Source organism: Stenotrophomonas sp. Y6, from assembly GCF_022436665.1.
Taxonomy (GTDB): Bacteria; Pseudomonadota; Gammaproteobacteria; order Xanthomonadales; family Xanthomonadaceae; genus Stenotrophomonas; species Stenotrophomonas acidaminiphila_A.
On the sequence record NZ_JAKUKB010000005.1, the window covers coordinates 64,366 to 82,328 of the forward strand.

A 17,963-nucleotide genomic window follows, 5' to 3' on the forward strand; every position below is an offset into this window, starting at 1 on the left:
GATGCTGTTGCGCCGTTTCACCGCCCTGTGCCTGCTTACCCTCTGTGCCTTCCCGGCGCTGGCCCTGGACGAGAAGGACCTGCTGCCGGTCGACCAGGCCTTCGCCCTCCAGGTCCAGGCGGACACGCGCGACCGCATCGAGCTGCGCTGGGACATCGCCCCGGGCTACTACCTCTACCGCCACCGCACCAGCGTCAAGGCCGGGCCCGGGTTCAGCGCCGGCGCGCTGCAGATGCCGGCCGGGGAAAAGAAGCACGACGAGTTCTTCGGGGACGTCGAGACCTACCACCGGCAGCTCAAGGCCACCCTGCCCGGCACCGCGGACGCCGCCGCCGGGACGGTGACGCTGGAGGTGCGCTACCAGGGCTGCGCCGATGCCGGCGTGTGCTATCCGCCGCAGAAGCGCACCGTCGAGGTCCGGCTGCCCGGCGCCGCGGCCACCCCTGCCGCGGCAACCGGCGCGCCGCTGTTCAACCCGCTGGCGCGCAACGACGGCGGCGGCCTGAAGCTGCCGGGCAGCGCCGCCACCCAGTCGCTGCCGCTGCCCTCGGAGCAGGCGTTCGGCTTCGAGGCGATCGTCGACGACGGCAACCGCCTGCTGCTGCGGTTCTCGCCGGCGCCGGGCTATTACCTGTACCGCGACCGCACCTCGCTGGCGCTGGAAGGCGCGGCCGGGATCCGCACCGGCAAGCCGCAGTGGCCGGCGGGCACCTCGCACCGCGACGAGCATTTCGGCAACGTGGTGGTCTACTTCGACCAGGTCGACGTCCCGCTGCCACTGCACCGCGAACGCGCCGACGCCAGCCCGGCGACGCTGGTGGCCACCTTCCAGGGCTGCCAGACCGACGGCATCTGCTACCCGCCGATGACCCGGCGGGTGCGGCTGTCGCTGCCCGCCGGCAAGGTCTCGCCCAGCGGCGAGGCCATGGTCACGCCGCTGGTGATCACGCCGCTGCCCAGTGGTCGCAAGCCCGCCGACCCGGTGGCCATCGACCCGGCCAACCCGCCCGCCCCGCAGCCGCTGGTGGTCCGTTCCAACGACAGCGGCAACGGCGCCGCCACCACGCCCGACGCCTCGGCCGACAACGCCGGTCGCAGCCAGCCGCCGGGCAGCGCCGGCGAGGATGACTCGCTGGCGTGGATCCTGCTGCTGGCGCTGGCCGGCGGCCTGGTCCTGAACCTGATGCCATGCGTGCTGCCGGTGCTGTCGCTGAAGGTGCTGGGGCTGGCGCAGAGCGGCGAGAGCCGCCAGCACGCCCGCCGCCACGCGCTGTGGTACACGCTGGGGGTGCTGGTGGCGTTCACCGCCATCGGCGCGCTGGTGCTGGCCCTGCGCGCGGCCGGGCAGGCCGCCGGCTGGGGCTTCCAGCTGCAGCACCCGTGGTTCATCGCCGCGCTGGTGTACCTGATGTTCGTGGTCGGCCTGAGCCTGAGCGGCGTGTTCACCCTGGGCGGCAACCTCGGCGGCGTCGGCCAGTCGCTGGCGCAGCGCCAGGACGCGGCCGGCGACTTCTTCACCGGGGTGCTGGCCTGCGTGGTCGCCAGCCCGTGCATCGCCCCGTTCATGGGCCCGGCGCTGGCCTATGCGTTCACCGCGCCGGCGGCGGTGGCGATGCTGGTGTTCCTGGCCCTGGGGCTGGGGCTGGCGCTGCCGTTCCTGCTGATCGGCTTCGTGCCGGCGCTGGCCCGGCGCCTGCCCAGGCCCGGCGCCTGGATGGAAACCTTCAAGCAGGTGCTGGCATTCCCGATGTACCTGACCGCGATCTGGCTGCTGTGGGTGCTGGGCAAGCAGCGCGGCATCGACGCGATGGCGCTGCTGCTGGCCGGCGCGGCGCTGCTGGCGCTGGGGCTGTGGTGGTTCGAGCGCAACCGCTGGCGCAGCCGCCGCGCGGGCATGGCGCTGGGCGCGGTGCTGGCGCTGCTGGCGCTGGTACCGGTGTGGGGCGTGACCCGCATGGAACCGCCGGCACGCGCGGCCAGCGAGGGCACGGTGGCGTACTCGCCGGAAATGCTGGACCGGCTGCGCGCGGACAACCGCGTGGTATTCGTCAACATGACCGCCGACTGGTGCGTGACCTGCAAGGCCAACGAACGCAACGTGCTCGACCGCGATACGTTCCGCGACACCCTCAAGCGGGTGGACGCGGTGTACATGCACGGCGACTGGACCAACGTGGACCCGCAGATCAGCGCGTTCCTGGAGCAGCACAAGGCGGTGGGCGTGCCGCTGTACGTGGTGTACGGGCCGGGTGCGCCGCCGCGCGTGCTGCCGACCGTGCTGACCCAGGCGATCGTCGAGGACGCGCTGCTGCGCGCGGCGCGCTGAGATGCGCAGCGCGGCAGGGTGGGTGGTGGGCATCGCCGCGGCGGCCGGGCTGGCCGCCGGCGCCTGGCTGAGCCGGCCCGCGCTGCCGCCGATGACCGAGCCGTCGACGGCGCGTCCGGCCACGCCGGCCGCGGCACCCGCGGCGCTCGCCGCGGGCGACCGGGTGCCGGCCTTCACCCTGCCCGACCTGGACGGCATGCCGGTGCGGTTCCCGGACCGCTTCCTGGGCCGGCCGCTGCTGATCAACGTCTGGGCCAGCTGGTGCGCCCCCTGCATCGAGGAGATGCCGGAACTGGCGCGCTTCGCCGCCCGCCATGCCGACGACGGCCCGCAGGTGGTGGGGCTGGCACTGGACACGCATGAAGCCGTGCTCGATTTCCTCGGCAACGTGCCGGTGTATTACCCGATCGTGCTGGAGACCCCGGGCCCGGCCGACGCCAGCGTCAAACTGGGCAACCACCAGGGGCTGCTGCCCTACAGCGTGCTGATCGACGCGCAGGGGCGCGTGGTCCGGCAGAAGCTGGGGCCGTTCAAGGCCGGTGAGATCGAGGCATGGGCCGGGCTGGACGAAGAAGCGCGCTAACCGCGGCGAACGTGACGCCAACATCCGCCAGCACGCCGCGCCCATGGCGCCCTGCGGACGCCGCGCGCATGTGTCCACACGACGCCCCGGGCACCCGGCGGGACCCCGGGCAATTTCAAACAATCGATTAAAACGTCGTCAATTTCGCCGAACTGGACAGTATTCCCCGGTTCGCTCACACTGCCGCCCTTTCCCGCCCACCGCTGGCCCATGGCAAAACTGCTGGTCCTCCACGGCCCCAACCTGAACCTGCTCGGCACGCGCGAGCCGGAGGTCTATGGGCACACCACGCTGGCCGACATCGACGCCGCGCTGGCGCGCCAGGCGCAGGCGGCGGGGCACGCGGTGGAGAGCCTGCAGTCCAACGCCGAGCACGTGCTGGTGGAGCGGGTGCAGGCCGCGCGCGGCGATGGTACCGGTTTCATCCTGATCAACCCGGCCGCCTTCACCCACACCTCGGTGGCGCTGCGCGACGCGCTGGCCGCGGTGGCCATCCCGTTCATCGAGATCCACCTGTCCAACCCCCACGCCCGCGAGCCGTTCCGCCAGCACAGCTATTTCAGCGACAAGGCGATCGGCGTGGTCTGCGGCTTCGGCGCGGACAGTTACCGCTACGCCATGGACGCGGCACTGCTGCGGCTGTGACCCCCATTCCCGGGCGGTGGGCGCGAGCGCGCCACCGCCTACACCACCCAAGAGGCATCCTATGGACCTGCGCAAAATCAAGAAGCTGATCGACCTGCTGGAAGAGTCGAACCTGGCGGAGATCGAGATCAAGGAAGGCGAGGAATCCGTGCGCCTGTCGCGCACCCCGGTCGGTGGCTACGCGCCGGCGCCGGTGATGGCCGCCCCGGCCCCGGTCGCCGCCCCGGCCGCGGCCGCGCCGATGCCGATGAGCTCGCCGACCGAAGCGTCCACCGGCGGCACCGCCAAGCCGGGCAACGCCCTGCCGGACGGCCACGTGCAGCGCGCGCCGATGGTCGGCACCTATTACGCGTCGCCGTCGCCGGACAAGCCGCCGTTCGTCAGCGTGGGCCAGCAGGTCAAGGCCGGCGAGACCCTGGCGATCATCGAGGCGATGAAGATGTTCAACCCGATCGAGGCCGAGGTGTCCGGCACCGTGGTCGCCATCCTCGGCGAAAGCGGCAACCCGGTGGAGTTCGACCAGCCGCTGTTCGTGATCGCCTGAGGCGCCGGCCATGCTCGACAAGGTCGTAATCGCCAACCGGGGTGAGATCGCGCTGCGCATCCTGCGCGCGTGCCACACCCTGGGCATCCGCACGGTCGCGGTGCACTCCACCGTCGACCGCAACCTCAAGCACGTGGCCATGGCCGACGAATCGGTCTGCATCGGCCCGGCGCCGTCGTCGGAGAGCTACCTCAACATCCCGGCGCTGATCGCCGCGGCCGAGGTCACCGACGCCCAGGCCATCCACCCCGGCTACGGCTTCCTCTCCGAGAACGCCGATTTCGCCGAGCGCGTGGAGCAGTCCGGCTTCATCTTCATCGGGCCCAAGGCCGACACCATCCGCCTGATGGGCGACAAGGTCGAGGCGATCCGCGCGATGAAGGCCGCCGGCGTGCCGTGCGTGCCCGGCTCGGGCGGCCCGCTGGGCGACGACCCGGCGACCAACGTCAAGATCGCCCGCGAGATCGGCTATCCGGTCATCGTCAAGGCGGCCGGCGGCGGTGGCGGCCGCGGCATGCGCGTGGTCCACACCGAGGGCGCGCTGGTCAACGCCATCGCCACCACCAAGCAGGAAGCCAAGGCCGCGTTCGGCAACGACATGGTCTACATGGAGAAGTTCCTGGAGAACCCGCGCCACGTGGAGATCCAGGTGCTGGCCGACGGTCAGGGCAACGCCATCCACCTGGGCGAACGCGACTGCTCGATGCAGCGCCGCCACCAGAAGGTGGTGGAGGAAGCGCCGGCGCCGGGCATCACCCCGGAACTGCGCGAGGAGATCGGCAAGGTCTGCGTGGAAGCCTGCATCCGCATCGGCTACCGCGGCGCCGGCACCTTCGAGTTCCTGTTCGAGAACGGCCGCTTCTACTTCATCGAGATGAACACCCGCATCCAGGTGGAGCACCCGGTGACGGAGATGATCACCGGCATCGACCTGGTCGCCGAGCAGCTGAAGATCGCCGCCGGCCACAAGCTGTCGATCAAGCAGAGCGACATCAAGATCAACGGCCACGCCATCGAGTGCCGCATCAACGCCGAGGACCCGGAGACCTTCTTCCCGTGCCCCGGCACCATCACCGGCTTCTACCCGCCGGGCGGCCCCGGCGTGCGCGTGGACACGCACATCTACGGCGGCTACCGGGTGCCGGCCAACTACGACTCGATGATCGGCAAGCTGATCGTGCACGGCCCGGACCGCGACACCGCCATCGCCCGCATGCGGGTGGCGCTGAGCGAGATGGTCGTGGACGGCATCAAGACCAACGTCGCCCTGCAGCAGCGGATCATGCGCGACAAGGGCTTCCAGGCCGGTGGGCAGAACATCCACTACCTGGAAAAGCGCCTGGCCGAGCGCAAGAACCAGTCGATCGCGCTGACCTGAGCGCGGTGCGTCGCGGGTGAAGGAAGAAGGCGGGGAAACCCGCCTTCTTCCGTCTGCGCGGGCGCATGGGGGTGCAACGGCCCCGGGCACCACGGCACCCGTGGCCGGCAAGAGAAGGAAAACATCCGCCGCCTCGTCTAGGATGCCCGCTTCCGTTCTGCCGTCGCCGTCATCGCCATGCCCTTTCTCGAACTCACCCTGCGCTGCACCGAAGCCACCCAGCCCCGCTACGAGAACGCCCTGGAGGACGTCGGCGCGCTGGCGGTGACGATGCTCGACGCCGATGCCGACACCAGCAACGAACGCGCGATCCTGGAGCCGGGCGTGGGGCAGACGCCGCTGTGGAACGAACTGGTGCTGAGTGCACTGTTCCCGGCCGATACCAACGCGCTGGCGCTGCTGGCCGCGCTGGAATCGTTCGACGCCGGGCTGGACTGGAGCAGTGCCGGCTTCCGTTCGGTCCAGGACGAGGACTGGGAACGCGCCTGGCTGGACCAGTTCCAGCCCATGCAGTTCGGCCAGCGCACCTGGATCGTGCCGTGGAACCATGAACTGCCCGAAGCGGCGCAGGCCGCCGACGCCGCGGTGGTGCGGCTGGACCCGGGCCTGGCGTTCGGCTCGGGCACCCACCCGACCACCGCGCTGTGCCTGCGCTGGCTGGACCAGCTTTCGGCCGAGGGCGAACTGGCCGGCCGCAGCGTGCTCGACTTCGGCTGCGGCTCGGGCATCCTCGCCCTGGCCGCGCTCAAGCTCGGTGCCGCCGCCGCGGTGGGCGTGGACAACGACCCGCAGGCGCTCACCGCCACCGCCGACAACGGCGAGCGCAACGGCGTGCACATCGCCGCGTACCTGCCCGAGGACGAGCCGGCGGCGACCTACCCGGTGGTGGTCGCCAACATCCTGGCCTCGGCGCTGGACGCGCTGGCCGAACGGCTGGCGGCGCGGGTGGCGCCCGGCGGGCGCATCGCCCTGTCCGGCATCCTGCATGGCCAGGAAGGCGAACTGCTGGAACGCTACGCGCCGTGGTTCGTGCAGCTGGAAGCCGTGCAGGACGGCGACTGGATGCGCATTACCGGCGTGCGCCGTGCTTGAATGAACGCAGCGTCCGCGACCGACCTGCCATGAGCGAAGAAACCCCGCCGCCCCGTCCTTCGCTGGCCACGCTCCTGCGGAGCGGGGCCACACCGCCGCCGGACACCCCGCCCGCCCGCGACGGCGACGGCGACGTCGATGGCGGTGGCGATGCGCCGCAACCGGTACCGCCCGCGGACGGGGCCACCGACGGCGAAGCGCCGGCCCTGGGGGACGCCGCCGCGGACAGCGCGCAGGACGGCGACGGCCCGGCGCAGGAAAGCGGCAGCGCGCCGAGCTTCCTGCAGCGCTCCCCGGTGGCAACCGCCAGTGGCCGCCGCGCACCGCGCTGGCAGTGGCTGCTGCTGGCCGCGCTGGCCCTGCTGCTCGCCGTCCAGGTGGTGATCGCCGACCGCGCCACGCTGGCTGCGCGTCCCGGCTGGCGCCCGGTCGTGGCCGGCCTGTGCGCGGTGCTGCGCTGCAGCCTGCCGCCGTGGCACCAGCCCGCGGCCTACACCATGCTGCAGCGCGAAGTGCGGCCGCTGCCCGGGCGCCCGGGCGTGCTGCAGGTACAGGCCAGCTTCCGCAACGACGCGCGCTGGGCGCAGGCCTGGCCGGCATTGTCGTTGTCGCTGTCCGACGCCGACGGCCGGGTGATCGGGCGCCGCCTGCTGCAGCCGCGCGACTACCTGGGCAGCGCGCACGACCCCGCGCAGCGGCTGGAACCGGGACAGAGCGCACAGGTCGCGTTCCTGCTGCGCGAGCCGTCGGCGGCCACGGTGGCCTACGCGTTCGAGTTCCGCTGACCCGGCGCCCGACATGGCGGCCCCCTCGTTCACGCGCTAGACTCCCCTCCCCATGCCGGGCGCGGCCGCGCCGGCTCCGCTGAATCCGGGAATTCCCTTGAACGCTGCCCCACCCCGTCCTGACAACAGTCGTGGCGCTCCGAAGCCGCCGCTGCGCGAACACGTCGCCCAGTCCGTGCGTCGCTACCTGCGCGATCTGGATGGCTGCGACGCCGACGATGTCTACGAAATCGTCCTGCGCGAGATGGAGATTCCGCTGTTCGTGGAGGTGCTCAACCACTGCGAGGGCAACCAGAGCCGCGCCGCGGCGCTGCTGGGCATCCACCGCGCCACCCTGCGCAAGAAGCTCAAGGAATACGGGCTGGCCTGAGCGGCGCCATCGCTGCGCGCTGGCGCCGCACGGTCTGCACTGCAAACCGCGGGCCCCGTCTTTCGCCCTGCATACCCCGCGCCTTCGGCGCGCCCCCTGACCCAGGGGGACTTTGCTCCGGATATATCCCCCACTGCCTGCGGTGGGTGACGAGCGTTGGACGGCACGTCATCGACAGCACCTGCCGGACAAGCCGGTGCTGCGCACCACCCCGAACCGGCAACCGGCAGTACGCGTCGTCACCGCTGCAACCGGACCGGCACGCTGCGCGCGGCTACAATACGGGCCCGCTTCCGCTTCCTTCCCCACCCCCATGTCCGCTGATCTGCTGCCCGTGCGCCGGGCCCTGCTGTCCGTTTCCGACAAGACCGGCCTGGTCGAACTGGCCCGCGCGCTGGCCGCGCACGGCGTTGAACTGTTGTCCACCGGCGGCACCGCCAAGGCGATCCGCGAGGCCGGCCTGCCGGTCAAGGACGTGTCCGACGTGACCGGCTTCCCGGAGATGATGGACGGCCGGGTCAAGACCCTGCACCCGATGGTGCACGGCGGCCTGCTCGGCCGCGCCGGCACCGACGATGCGGTGATGGCCGAACACGGCATCGCGCCGATCGACCTGCTGGTGCTGAACCTGTACCCGTTCGAGTCGGTCACCGCCAGGGCCGACTGCACGCTCGCCGACGCGGTGGAGAACATCGACATCGGCGGCCCGGCCATGCTGCGCAGCGCCGCCAAGAACTTCGCCCGCGTCGCCGTGGCCACCAGCCCGGACCAGTACGCCGCGCTGCTGGCCGAACTGGACGCCAATGGCGGCCAGCTGTCGGCGGCCAGGCGTTTCCAGCTGTCGGTGGCCGCGTTCAACCGCGTCGCCCAGTACGACGCGGCGATCAGCAACTACCTGTCGGCGATCAGCGACACCGCCGCCGCGGTACCGGTGCGCGAGGAATACCCGGCGCAGATGAACTCCACCTTCGTCAAGGTGATGGACCTGCGCTACGGCGAGAACCCGCACCAGAGCGGCGTGTTCTACCGCGACCTGTACCCGGTGCCGGGCACCCTGGCCACGTTCGTGCAGTTGCAGGGCAAGGAGCTGAGCTACAACAACCTGGCCGACGCCGATGCCGCGTGGGAATGCGTGCGCCAGTTCGACCTGCCGGCCTGTGTCATCGTCAAGCACGCCAACCCGTGCGGCGTGGCGGTGGCCGCCGATGTCGGCGCCGCCTACGAGATGGCCTACAACACCGACCCGACCAGCGCGTTCGGCGGCATCCTGGCGTTCAACCGCACGCTGGACGCGGCCACCGCCAAGACCATCCTCGACCGCCAGTTCGTCGAAGTGCTGATCGCCCCGGACTACGAGCCGGCCGCGCTGGAGTACGCCACCAGGAAGGCCAACGTGCGGGTGCTGCGCATCCCGGCCGGCGACGCGCGCAACAACTACGACACCAAGCGCATTGGTTCTGGCCTGCTGATCCAGAGCGCCGACAACCGCGGCATGAGCGCCGACGAGCTGAAGACGGTGACCCGGCGCGCGCCGACCGCGGCCGAGCTGCGCGACCTGCTGTTCGCCTGGCGCGTGGCCAAGTACGTCAAGTCCAACGCCATCGTCTATGCCAGGGACGAGCGCACCATCGGCGTCGGCGCCGGGCAGATGAGCCGCGTGTACTCGGCGCGCATCGCCGGCATCAAGGCCGCCGATGCCGGGCTGGTGGTGCCGGGCTCGGTGATGGCCTCCGATGCGTTCTTCCCGTTCCGCGACGGCCTGGACGCCGCCGCCGAAGCGGGCATCACCGCGGTGATCCAGCCGGGTGGCTCGATGCGTGATGCCGAAGTGATCGCCGCGGCCGACGAACATGGCATCGCCATGGTGTTCACCGGCGTGCGCCACTTCCGCCACTGAGGCCGCAGGCATGGCGGCGGGCATGATCCGGACGCTGGCGGTACTGCTCGCCGCGCTCGTGCTGGCGTCGTGCCGGCAGGATGCGGCCACCCAGGACGGCGGCACGGCGCAGGCGCCGGACGGCGATGCGGCCGTGCTGGCGCTGCTCAAGGCGCGTTACGGCGCGCCGGCGCGGCTCAAGGGCCCGTGGACGCAACGCCTCGACGACCCGCAGCTGGACCCCGCGCGCCAGGTCCAGCGCGCGCTGTGCGCCGACCGCGGCATCACCCTTGCGGGCGGCCGCTATCGCATGCTGGCGGTCTGCACCCGCTATGCCGACGCGACCCCCGTGGAACTGGGCGTCAGCGACTTCATCGTGCTGCGCGAGGCCGCCGACGGCAGCGTGGGCGTCACCGCCGAACTGCCGGGCCGGGCCAGCGGCAGCGGCGGCCAACCGGGCGCGATCAGCATCCTGCAGGTCGGTGCCGGCGCCTGGGCCTACCAGATCGACGAAGAGCGGGTGGTGGTGGGCGCGCGGATGCGCGACCGCAGCTGGCTGGTGTTCGACGGCGGCGACACGGTGGCCGAAGCGGGCTGGCTGCGTGCCCACCTGGACGACCAGAATGCGATTGACTGCGTCACCACCGGCAGCTGCCGGCCCGGGACGCTGGACCTGGATTTCGACGCCCGTCCGGACGACAGCGAGCCCGGGCTGCGCTACTGGCCGTTGCGCGTGCACGAGACCGGCAACGGCTGCACCGGCGCGGTGGATGCGCTGCATTCCATTGCCTACGATCCGGCGCAATCGCGCTACCTGGTCCCGGCGCGCATGCAGCTGGAGGCCTGCGGCTGATGCGCTGGCGCCTGCCCCTGCTCCTGGCCGCCTGCCTGGCGGCGGCCACCGGGTGCGGCAACCACGCGCTCGACCAGGCGCAGCGCGTGGCCCTGCAGGAGATCGGCGCGCAGCTTCCGCGTCCCTACCGCGACGGGCTGGTGGTCGAATCGGTGCACCGCGACGGCGACGAGCTGGTGCTGGTGATCCGTTCGGCGGAGATCACCGTGGCCATGGCCAAGGCCAGGCCCGCCGTGTTCGACGCGCTGCGCAACGACGAGCAGGCCGCGATGCAGGCACTGTGCGCCGATCCGCTGTTCGCCCCGCTGCATGCCGCCGGCGGCGGCGTGCGCCGGCACTTCGTCGATGCCGACGGGGCGGTGTTCTTCGACGCCACGCTGAAAGCCTCCGATTGCCTTTCCCCTTGAATGCCCCCTACAGGAACTGCCCCATGAAAATCCTCGTCATCGGCGCCGGCGGCCGCGAACATGCGCTGGCCTGGAAGCTGGCCCGGTCCGCGCGCGTGAGCGAAGTGATCGTCGCCCCGGGCAATGCCGGTACCGCGACCGAAGCCAAGTGCCGCAACGCGGCGGTCAAGGTCACCGACATCGCCGGCCTGCTCAAGCTGGCGCAGGACGAGGCCGTCGGCTTGACCGTGGTGGGCCCGGAAGTGCCGCTGGTGGCGGGGGTGGTGGATACCTTCCGCGCGGCGGGGCTGCGCATCTTCGGGCCGACCGCCGCCGCCGCGCAGCTGGAAGGCAGCAAGGCCTTCGCCAAGGATTTCCTGGCCCGCCACGGCATTCCCACCGCGTTCTACGCGGTGCACACCGAGGTCGATGCGGCGCTGGCCTATCTGCGCGAGAAGGGCGCGCCGATCGTGATCAAGGCCGACGGCCTGGCCGCCGGCAAGGGCGTGATCGTGGCGATGACGCTGGACGAAGCCGAGGCCGCGGTGCGCGACATGCTCAGCGGCAACGCCTTCGGCGATGCCGGCGCGCGGGTGGTGATCGAGGAGTTCCTGGAGGGCGAGGAAGCCAGCTTCATTTCCATGGTCGATGGCCGCGTCGCGCTGCCGATGGCCACCAGCCAGGACCACAAGCGCGTGGGCGACGGCGACACCGGCCCCAACACCGGCGGCATGGGCGCGTATTCGCCGGCGCCGGTGGTGACGCCGCAGGTGCACGCCCGGGTCATGCGCGAAGTGGTCGAGCCGACCGTGGCCGGCATGATCGCCGACGGCGTGCCGTTCACCGGCTTCCTGTACGCGGGGCTGATGATCGACGCCACGGGCGCACCGAAGGTGATCGAGTTCAACGTGCGCTTCGGCGACCCGGAAACCCAGCCGGTGATGCTGCGCCTGCAGTCGGACCTGGTCGACCTGCTCGAAGCGGCCATCGACGGTGCCTTGGCCGGCGTGGACGCTCAATGGGATCCGCGCCCGTCGCTGGGCGTGGTGATGGCGGCAAAGCCGTACCCGGACGCGCCGATCACCGGCGATGTGATCAGCGGCCTGGATGACGTACCGGCCAGCGCCAAGGTGTTCCATGCCGGCACCGCACTGGACGCCGACGGCAACGTGGTCAGCGCCGGTGGCCGCGTGCTGTGCGTGGCCGCGCTGGGCGACAGCGTCGGCGACGCGCAGGCCCATGCCTACGCCGGCGTGGCGAAGATCCACTGGGCCAACGAATTCCACCGCAACGACATCGGCTGGCGCGCGATCGCACGCGAGCAGCAGTAAGCCACCGGGGTGGCGGAAGATGAGAAGGGCGGCCTTGGGGCCGCCCTTTTCGTTGCCTCCCTCTGCCGGCGGGATGGGACACGGCCCATGGCGGCGAGAGGCGCAAAGCACAGAGCTGCCGCTACCGCTTCCTTCAGCGATGCACGCTGCCGATGCTCGCCGCCGGGTAACGTGCACCGGCGGCCACGTCCACCGGGAACACCGCGTCGATGCGGGCCAGTTCGTCGGCATCCAGCACCACGTCCAGCGCGTCCAGGTTTTCCTCCAGGTAGGCCAGGCGCTTGGTACCGGGGATCGGCACCAGGTCCTCGCCCTGGGCCAGTACCCAGGCCAGGGCCAGTTGCCCGGGGCTGATGCCCCTGGCGGCGGCAATCGCGTTGACCTGCGCCACCAACGCGAGGTTCCGGGCGAAGTTCTCGCCCTGGAAGCGCGGCGAATTGCGCCGGTAGTCACCGTCCTCGAAATCGTCCGGGCTGCGGATCGCGCCGGTCAGGAAGCCGCGGCCCAGCGGCGAGTACGGCACGAAACCAATGCCCAGCTCACGCACCGTATGCAGCACGCCGTTGTGCTCGGGTTCGCGCGACCACAGCGAGTACTCGGTCTGCAGCGCGGTGATCGGGTGCACCGCATGCGCGCGGCGGATCGTTTCCGGCGCCGCCTCGGACAGGCCCAGCCAGCGCACCTTGCCCTGCTCGACCAGCCGCGCCATCGCGCCCACCGTTTCCTCGATCGGCACCTGCGGGTCCACGCGGTGCTGGTAGTACAGGTCGATGTGCTCCACGCCCAGCCGCTGCAGGCTGGCCTCGCAGGCGGCCTGCACGTATTCGGGGCGGCCATCGACGCCACGCGCCTGCGGGTCGGACGGGTCCAGGCGGACGCCGAACTTGGTGGCCAGCAGCACCTGCCCACGGCGCCCGGCGATGGCACGGCCGACCAGCCTTTCATTGGTATGCGGGCCGTACATGTCGGCGGTGTCGAGCAGGGTGACGCCGCGTTCCAGCGCGCGCTGGATCACCGCGATGGCCGCGGCATCGTCGCCACGGCCGCCGTAGAACGCGCTCATGCCCATGCAGCCAAGGCCGAGGGCGGAAACCACGGGGCCGTCGCGGCCAAGGGTGCGGGTCTGCATGGCAATGCTCCAGAACGGGGGACGCCACTGTAGGGCGCGGGAACCCGGCGATAAATCGGGGTAATCTGCAACATCAATGAAGCAGCCCTTCACAATAGCCCCCTCCCTGCTGCCGGCGCTGGCGGCCTTCGCCTGCGTCGCCCGCCACGCCAGCTTCAGCCAGGCGGCGATCGAACTGGGCATGTCGGCGTCGGCGGCGTCGCAGTCGGTGCGCACCCTGGAGCGGCGGCTGGGCGTGCGCCTGCTGCACCGGACCACGCGCCGGGTCGGCCTGACCGAGCCGGGCGAGCGCCTGCTGCGCGAGGCCGCACCGGCGCTGGCGCGCATCGGCGGCGCGCTGCAGGCACTGGAGGAAAGCCGCGACGTGCCCGCCGGGCGCCTGCGCATCACCGCGCCGCGGATCGTGGTCGAACAGATGCTGCTGCCGCACCTGCCGGCGTTCTCCATGCGCTTTCCGCATGTCGAGGTGGAACTGGCGGTGCAGGCGGCGCTGACCGACCTGGTGGCCGAAGGTTTCGATGCCGGCATCCGCCTGGGCGAATCGCTGGCCGATGGCATGGTGGCGGTGCCGCTGGGCCCGCCGCAGCGCCTGGTGGTCGTGGCCGCGCCGGACTACCTGCGCCGGCACCGGCCACCGGAAACGCCACAGGCGCTGGCCGCGCATGCCTGCATCCGCTACCGGCGCAGCGATGGCCGGCTGATGCCGTGGGAGTTCACCCGCGACGGGCACGATTTCAGCGTCGAGGTCGGCGGCGGGCCGATCTTCAACGACAGCGGGCTGGGCCGGCGCATGGCCATCGCCGGCCTCGGCCTGGCGCAGGTGTTCGAAGCGGCCGCGGCCGAGGACCTGGCCGCCGGCCGCCTGCAGCGCCTGCTCGATGCGTGGCAGCCGCCGTTCCCCGGCTTCCACCTGTACTACCCGTCGCGCGAGCAGCTCGCGCCCAAGCTGCGGGTGTTCGTGGATTTCATGCGCGACGCCAACGCTCCGCCCCGGTAGAGCGGCGCCTGCTGCACTGACGTCTTGCACCGATGCTCCGCAGGAGCGCACTGCGGTGCGCGACGAAGCACCCATGGCAAGGCCCAACCGCGCACGGCAGTACATGCCTGCGGGGCAGCTGCTTCGCGCCAACGGCCTTGCCCCATTGCCTTGCCGCTTTCATTCGCGCACGGCAAGCTGGGCCATCCCCACGCTTGGCGACCCACCGCACCGGCATGCGCCCCACCGAACGCCTGTTGAACCGGCTCTGGGCCCATGAGAAGGCCAGTTACGGCCTGCGCGTGTTCATCGCACTGGGCACGCTGATGGCCGTGTGCTGGTACCGCGGCGACCTGCAGCCGCTGCCGTCGCTGTTCCTGGGCACCATCGCCAGCGCCGTGGCCGAGACCGACGACAACGGCTGGGGCCGCAGCAAATCGGTGCTGCTGTCACTGCTGTGCTTCGTCGCCGCCGCCGCCGCGGTCATCCAGCTGTTCGACTGGCCGCTGCCGTTCGTCGCGGCGCTGGCACTGGCCGCGTTCGCGCTGACCCTGCTGGGCGCCCTGGGCGAACGCTACGCCTCCATCGGCCAGGCCACGGTGACCCTGGCGATCTACACCATGATCGCGATGGACCAGCACCGCGGCGCCGGCACCGGTGCGGCCTGGCGCGACGTGGCGCAGATGCTGGCCGGCGCGGCGTGGTACGGCGCGCTGTCGATCCTGTGGACGGTGATGTTCGCCAACCGGCCGGTGCGCGAGCGGCTGGCACGGCTGTTCGCCGAGCTCGGGCGCTACCTGCAGCTGAAGGCGGACCTGTTCGAGCCGGTGCGCCATGGCGACCTCGAGGCACGGCGGCTGGCGCTGGCCGAGCAGAACGTGCGCGTGGTCGAGGCGCTCAACGCGGCCAAGACCGCGATCCTCAGCCGCTTCGGCCGCTCCGGGCGCCCCGGGGTGCAGTCCGGGCTGTATTTCCGCCTGTACTACATGGCGCAGGATTTCCACGAACGCGCCAGTTCCTCGCACTATCCCTACGAGGCGCTGACCGAGGCGTTCTTCCACAGCGACGTGCTGTACCGCTGCCGGCGCCTGCTGTCGCTGCAGGGCAGCGCCTGCATGGCGCTGGGCCAGGCCATCCGCCTGCGCCAGCCGTTCGACTACGGCGAGCGCAACCGCCAGGCCGGGCAGGACCTGGAACATTCGCTGCAATACCTGCGCGACCAGCACAACCCGCACTGGCAGCGCCTGCTTGGCTCGCTGCAGCTGCTGGCGAGCAACCTGTCCAGCATCGCGCGGCAGTTGTCCGAGGCATCGCTGGCCGACACGCCACTGGAAGGCATCGACACCCGCCTGCGCGATTCCTCGCCGCATACCCTGCGCGAGATGGCCACCCGGCTGCGCCAGGCGCTGACGCCCGGCTCGGTGCTGTTCCGCCACGGCGTGCGCATCGCCCTGGCGCTGATCGCCGGGTACGCCGTGCTCAAGCTGGTGCACCCCAGCAACGGCTACTGGATCCTGCTCACCATCGTGTTCGTGTGCCGGCCGCACTTCGGCGCCACCCGGCTGCGGCTGGTGCAGCGCATCGGCGGCACCCTGGTCGGGCTGGGCGTGACCTGGGCGCTGATGCAGCTGTTCCCGGGCACCACGCTGCAGCTGCTGCTGGCGCTGGCCGCGGCGCTGCTGTTCTTCGTCACCCGCACCGAGCGCTACGTGATCGCCACCGCCGCGATCACCACCATGGCGCTGCTGTGCTTCAACCTGCTCGGCGACGGCTTCGTGCTGATCTGGCCGCGGCTGCTGGACACGCTGATCGGCTGCGTGATCGCCGCCACCGCCTCGCTGCTGATCCTGCCCGACTGGCAGGGGCGGCGCCTGCACCGGGTGATGGCGCAGGTGATCGCCACCAGCGCCCGCTACCTGGACGAGGTGCTGGGCCAGTACCGCAGCGGCATGCGCGACGACCTGCCCTACCGCATCGCCCGCCGTGACATGCACAACGCCGACGTCGCACTGTCGGTGGCGCTGTCCAACATGCTGCGCGAGCCCGGCTACGCGCGCGGCAACCTGGATGCCGGGTTCCGCTTCCTGGCGCTGTCCAACACCCTGCTCGGCTACCTGTCCGCGCTCGGCGCGCACCGCGCGCGCGCCACGGTGACCGACGATCCCCTGGTCAACCATGCCCAGCAGTGCCTGCAGCAGGCGCTGGCCGGGCTGTCGGCCGCGCTCGCCGCGCGGCGGCCGGTGCCGGCGGCGGAGGTCGATGAGGCCGCGCTGGCGGATACGCTGGAGCAGTTGCCCGGCGACAGCGACGACAAATCGCGTCTGGTACGCACCCAGTTGGCGCTGATCCTGCGCCTGCTGCCGCGGCTGCGCGCGGCCGCGGACGAAGCGGTGGGCGCGCCGGCGCCGGCCGCGCTGGCGGCTCCGCAGGGCTAGCGTCGCGCCGACGCGCGCGGCATTGCCAGCAGCGCCGCCAGCGCCAGTGCGATGCCCACCGCGCACACCCCGTTCCAGCCGTACCGGGTCCAGCCCAGCGTGCCCAGCGCGGAACCGGCCGCGCCACCGATGAAGTAGCAGGTCATGTAGGCCGCGGTGATGCGGCTGCGGGCGCTCTCGTCCAGGCGGTAGATCGTGCTCTGGTTGTCGATGTGCACCGCCTGCACCGCCACGTCCAGCGCCAGCACGCCCACCACCAGCGCGGCCAGCGACACCGGCGCCAGCAGCAACACCCCCCACGACAGCAGCAACAGCACCAGCCCGCCACCGGTCACCAGGCGGCCGTGGCCGCGGTCGCTCAGGCGCCCGGCGCGGCTGGCGGCCAGCGCACCGGCGGCACCGACCAGCCCGAACAGGCCGATGCTGGCGATGGAATAGCCATAGGCCGGCCCGGACAGCAGGAACGCCAGCGGCGTCCAGAACACGCTGAAGCCGGCGAACAGGAGCGCGCCCAGCCAGGCGCGCCGGCGCAGCACCGGTTCGTCGCGCAACAGCACCAGCACCGAGGCGAGCAGCCGTGGATACGACAGCGTCGCCCGCGGCCGGTAGGCCGGCAGCGCACGCGCCAGCGCCAGCGCCATGAGCAGCAGCGCGACGCCGGCCACCCAGTACACGGTATGCCAGGAGCCGATCCCGGCCAGCAGCCCCGAAGCCGTGCGCGCCAGCAGGATGCCCAGCAGCAGCCCGGCCATGAGCGTGCCGACCACGCGCCCGCGCCGCTCCGGTGCCGCCAGCGTCGCCGCATGCGGGATGATCACCTGCGCGGCGACCGCGCACAGTCCGCTGAGCGCGGTACCGGCCAGCAGCTGCGTGAAATGGCCGGCGCTGGCACTGACCAGCAGCCCCAGCGCCGCCAGTACGAACAGCGCCACGATCAGCCGGCGCCGTTCCAGGCGGTCGCCCAGCGGCACGATCAGCAGCAGCCCGGCGGCATAGGACAACTGCGCGACGGTCACCACCCAGCCCACCCGGCCGGCGCCCAGCCCGAACGCGTCGCCCAGCAGCTGCAGCAGCGGCTGGGCGTAATAGTTGCTGGCCACGATCAGCCCGGTGGCGGCGGCCAGCAGCATGACCCGGCGCTGGCTGAGCACGTGCGGTTGGGGGGATTGGCTGGACATCACGGCCTCGATGGGGAACAACGGAAGGCAAGTCTGTGGGCCACCCATGAATGACGCCAATGTATTGTTTTCATCC

16 protein-coding genes are annotated in these 17,963 nt (G+C 71.5%); 14 read left to right on the top strand and 2 right to left on the bottom strand.

What is annotated here, in order from left to right:
* Position 1: 1 nt before the first annotated feature.
* The 12 genes from MKP15_RS07995 (at position 2) to purD (ending at position 12,169) form a co-directional block, all read left to right on the top strand.
* Complete coding sequence (locus MKP15_RS07995; protein ID WP_240212392.1) at positions 2-2,326, top strand: protein-disulfide reductase DsbD; 2,325 nt, start codon at positions 2-4, stop codon at positions 2,324-2,326.
* Position 2,327: 1 nt separating this feature from the next.
* Positions 2,328-2,909 (top strand): TlpA disulfide reductase family protein, encoded by a 582-nt coding sequence (locus tag MKP15_RS08000; protein WP_240212355.1) that lies wholly within the window; start codon positions 2,328-2,330, stop codon positions 2,907-2,909.
* A 210-nt stretch (positions 2,910-3,119) separates the two neighbouring features.
* Entirely contained in the window at positions 3,120-3,554 is a 435-nt protein-coding gene (aroQ, locus tag MKP15_RS08005) for a type II 3-dehydroquinate dehydratase (protein WP_240212356.1), read from the top strand.
* Positions 3,555-3,615: 61 nt separating this feature from the next.
* On the top strand, positions 3,616-4,098 hold the full coding sequence (gene accB / locus MKP15_RS08010; RefSeq protein WP_104939697.1) for an acetyl-CoA carboxylase biotin carboxyl carrier protein: 483 nt from the start codon (positions 3,616-3,618) through the stop codon (positions 4,096-4,098).
* Positions 4,099-4,108: 10 nt separating this feature from the next.
* On the top strand, positions 4,109-5,476 hold the full coding sequence (gene accC / locus MKP15_RS08015; protein WP_104939698.1) for an acetyl-CoA carboxylase biotin carboxylase subunit: 1,368 nt from the start codon (positions 4,109-4,111) through the stop codon (positions 5,474-5,476).
* Positions 5,477-5,653: 177 nt separating this feature from the next.
* On the top strand, positions 5,654-6,568 hold the full coding sequence (prmA, locus tag MKP15_RS08020) for a 50S ribosomal protein L11 methyltransferase (protein ID WP_104939699.1): 915 nt from the start codon (positions 5,654-5,656) through the stop codon (positions 6,566-6,568).
* Between the two features lie 29 nt (positions 6,569-6,597).
* A complete protein-coding gene (locus MKP15_RS08025) occupies positions 6,598-7,353 on the top strand; it encodes a DUF3426 domain-containing protein (protein ID WP_240212357.1) in 756 nt (251 codons plus the stop codon).
* A gap of 97 nt (positions 7,354-7,450) precedes the next feature.
* Positions 7,451-7,723 carry a DNA-binding transcriptional regulator Fis gene (gene fis, locus MKP15_RS08030; RefSeq protein WP_054667755.1) on the top strand — a complete coding sequence of 91 codons (273 nt, stop codon included), beginning with the start codon at positions 7,451-7,453 and terminating at the stop codon, positions 7,721-7,723.
* Positions 7,724-8,036: 313 nt separating this feature from the next.
* On the top strand, positions 8,037-9,620 hold the full coding sequence (gene purH, locus MKP15_RS08035; protein WP_240212358.1) for a bifunctional phosphoribosylaminoimidazolecarboxamide formyltransferase/IMP cyclohydrolase: 1,584 nt from the start codon (positions 8,037-8,039) through the stop codon (positions 9,618-9,620).
* 22 nt (positions 9,621-9,642) lie between these two features.
* Positions 9,643-10,452 carry a hypothetical protein gene (locus MKP15_RS08040; protein ID WP_240212359.1) on the top strand — a complete coding sequence of 270 codons (810 nt, stop codon included), beginning with the start codon at positions 9,643-9,645 and terminating at the stop codon, positions 10,450-10,452.
* Positions 10,452-10,859: a hypothetical protein gene (locus tag MKP15_RS08045; protein WP_240212360.1), complete on the top strand. Its 408-nt coding sequence runs from the start codon at positions 10,452-10,454 to the stop codon at positions 10,857-10,859. The genes MKP15_RS08040 and MKP15_RS08045 overlap by 1 nt, the downstream gene beginning before the upstream one ends.
* Before the next feature lie 23 nt (positions 10,860-10,882).
* Positions 10,883-12,169, top strand: a complete 1,287-nt coding sequence (purD, locus tag MKP15_RS08050) for a phosphoribosylamine--glycine ligase (RefSeq protein ID WP_161614945.1) — start codon at positions 10,883-10,885, stop codon at positions 12,167-12,169.
* Positions 12,170-12,302: 133 nt separating this feature from the next.
* Here purD and MKP15_RS08055 read toward each other — a convergent pair whose 3' ends face one another.
* Positions 12,303-13,298, bottom strand: coding sequence for an aldo/keto reductase (locus MKP15_RS08055; RefSeq protein WP_104939704.1), 996 nt, complete (start codon positions 13,296-13,298; stop codon positions 12,303-12,305).
* Positions 13,299-13,374: 76 nt separating this feature from the next.
* Between MKP15_RS08055 and MKP15_RS08060 the strand changes: the two genes are divergently transcribed.
* Both MKP15_RS08060 and yccS read left to right on the top strand, forming a co-directional pair.
* Positions 13,375-14,295, top strand: a complete 921-nt coding sequence (locus MKP15_RS08060) for a LysR family transcriptional regulator (protein WP_240212361.1) — start codon at positions 13,375-13,377, stop codon at positions 14,293-14,295.
* A 215-nt stretch (positions 14,296-14,510) separates the two neighbouring features.
* Positions 14,511-16,709, top strand: a complete 2,199-nt coding sequence (yccS, locus tag MKP15_RS08065) for a YccS family putative transporter (protein ID WP_240212362.1) — start codon at positions 14,511-14,513, stop codon at positions 16,707-16,709.
* Here yccS and MKP15_RS08070 read toward each other — a convergent pair.
* Positions 16,706-17,887 carry an MFS transporter gene (locus MKP15_RS08070; protein ID WP_240212363.1) on the bottom strand — a complete coding sequence of 394 codons (1,182 nt, stop codon included), beginning with the start codon at positions 17,885-17,887 and terminating at the stop codon, positions 16,706-16,708. The genes yccS and MKP15_RS08070 overlap by 4 nt on opposite strands.
* Between the last annotated feature and the right edge of the window lie 76 nt (positions 17,888-17,963).

Bases quoted from the DNA above. Each gene is read 5' to 3' on its own strand.
- MKP15_RS07995 (WP_240212392.1), top strand. From the start codon at position 2: ATGCTGTTGCGCCGTTTCACCGCCCTGTGCCTGCTTACCCTCTGTGCC.
- MKP15_RS08000 (WP_240212355.1), top strand. From the start codon at position 2,328: ATGCGCAGCGCGGCAGGGTGGGTGGTGGGCATCGCCGCGGCGGCCGGG.
- aroQ (WP_240212356.1), top strand. From the start codon at position 3,120: ATGGCAAAACTGCTGGTCCTCCACGGCCCCAACCTGAACCTGCTCGGC.
- accB (WP_104939697.1), top strand. From the start codon at position 3,616: ATGGACCTGCGCAAAATCAAGAAGCTGATCGACCTGCTGGAAGAGTCG.
- accC (WP_104939698.1), top strand. From the start codon at position 4,109: ATGCTCGACAAGGTCGTAATCGCCAACCGGGGTGAGATCGCGCTGCGC.
- prmA (WP_104939699.1), top strand. From the start codon at position 5,654: ATGCCCTTTCTCGAACTCACCCTGCGCTGCACCGAAGCCACCCAGCCC.
- MKP15_RS08025 (WP_240212357.1), top strand. From the start codon at position 6,598: ATGAGCGAAGAAACCCCGCCGCCCCGTCCTTCGCTGGCCACGCTCCTG.
- purH (WP_240212358.1), top strand. From the start codon at position 8,037: ATGTCCGCTGATCTGCTGCCCGTGCGCCGGGCCCTGCTGTCCGTTTCC.
- MKP15_RS08040 (WP_240212359.1), top strand. From the start codon at position 9,643: ATGATCCGGACGCTGGCGGTACTGCTCGCCGCGCTCGTGCTGGCGTCG.
- MKP15_RS08045 (WP_240212360.1), top strand. From the start codon at position 10,452: ATGCGCTGGCGCCTGCCCCTGCTCCTGGCCGCCTGCCTGGCGGCGGCC.
- purD (WP_161614945.1), top strand. From the start codon at position 10,883: ATGAAAATCCTCGTCATCGGCGCCGGCGGCCGCGAACATGCGCTGGCC.
- MKP15_RS08055 (WP_104939704.1), bottom strand. From the start codon at position 13,298: ATGCAGACCCGCACCCTTGGCCGCGACGGCCCCGTGGTTTCCGCCCTC.
- MKP15_RS08060 (WP_240212361.1), top strand. From the start codon at position 13,375: ATGAAGCAGCCCTTCACAATAGCCCCCTCCCTGCTGCCGGCGCTGGCG.
- yccS (WP_240212362.1), top strand. From the start codon at position 14,511: ATGCGCCCCACCGAACGCCTGTTGAACCGGCTCTGGGCCCATGAGAAG.
- MKP15_RS08070 (WP_240212363.1), bottom strand. From the start codon at position 17,887: ATGTCCAGCCAATCCCCCCAACCGCACGTGCTCAGCCAGCGCCGGGTC.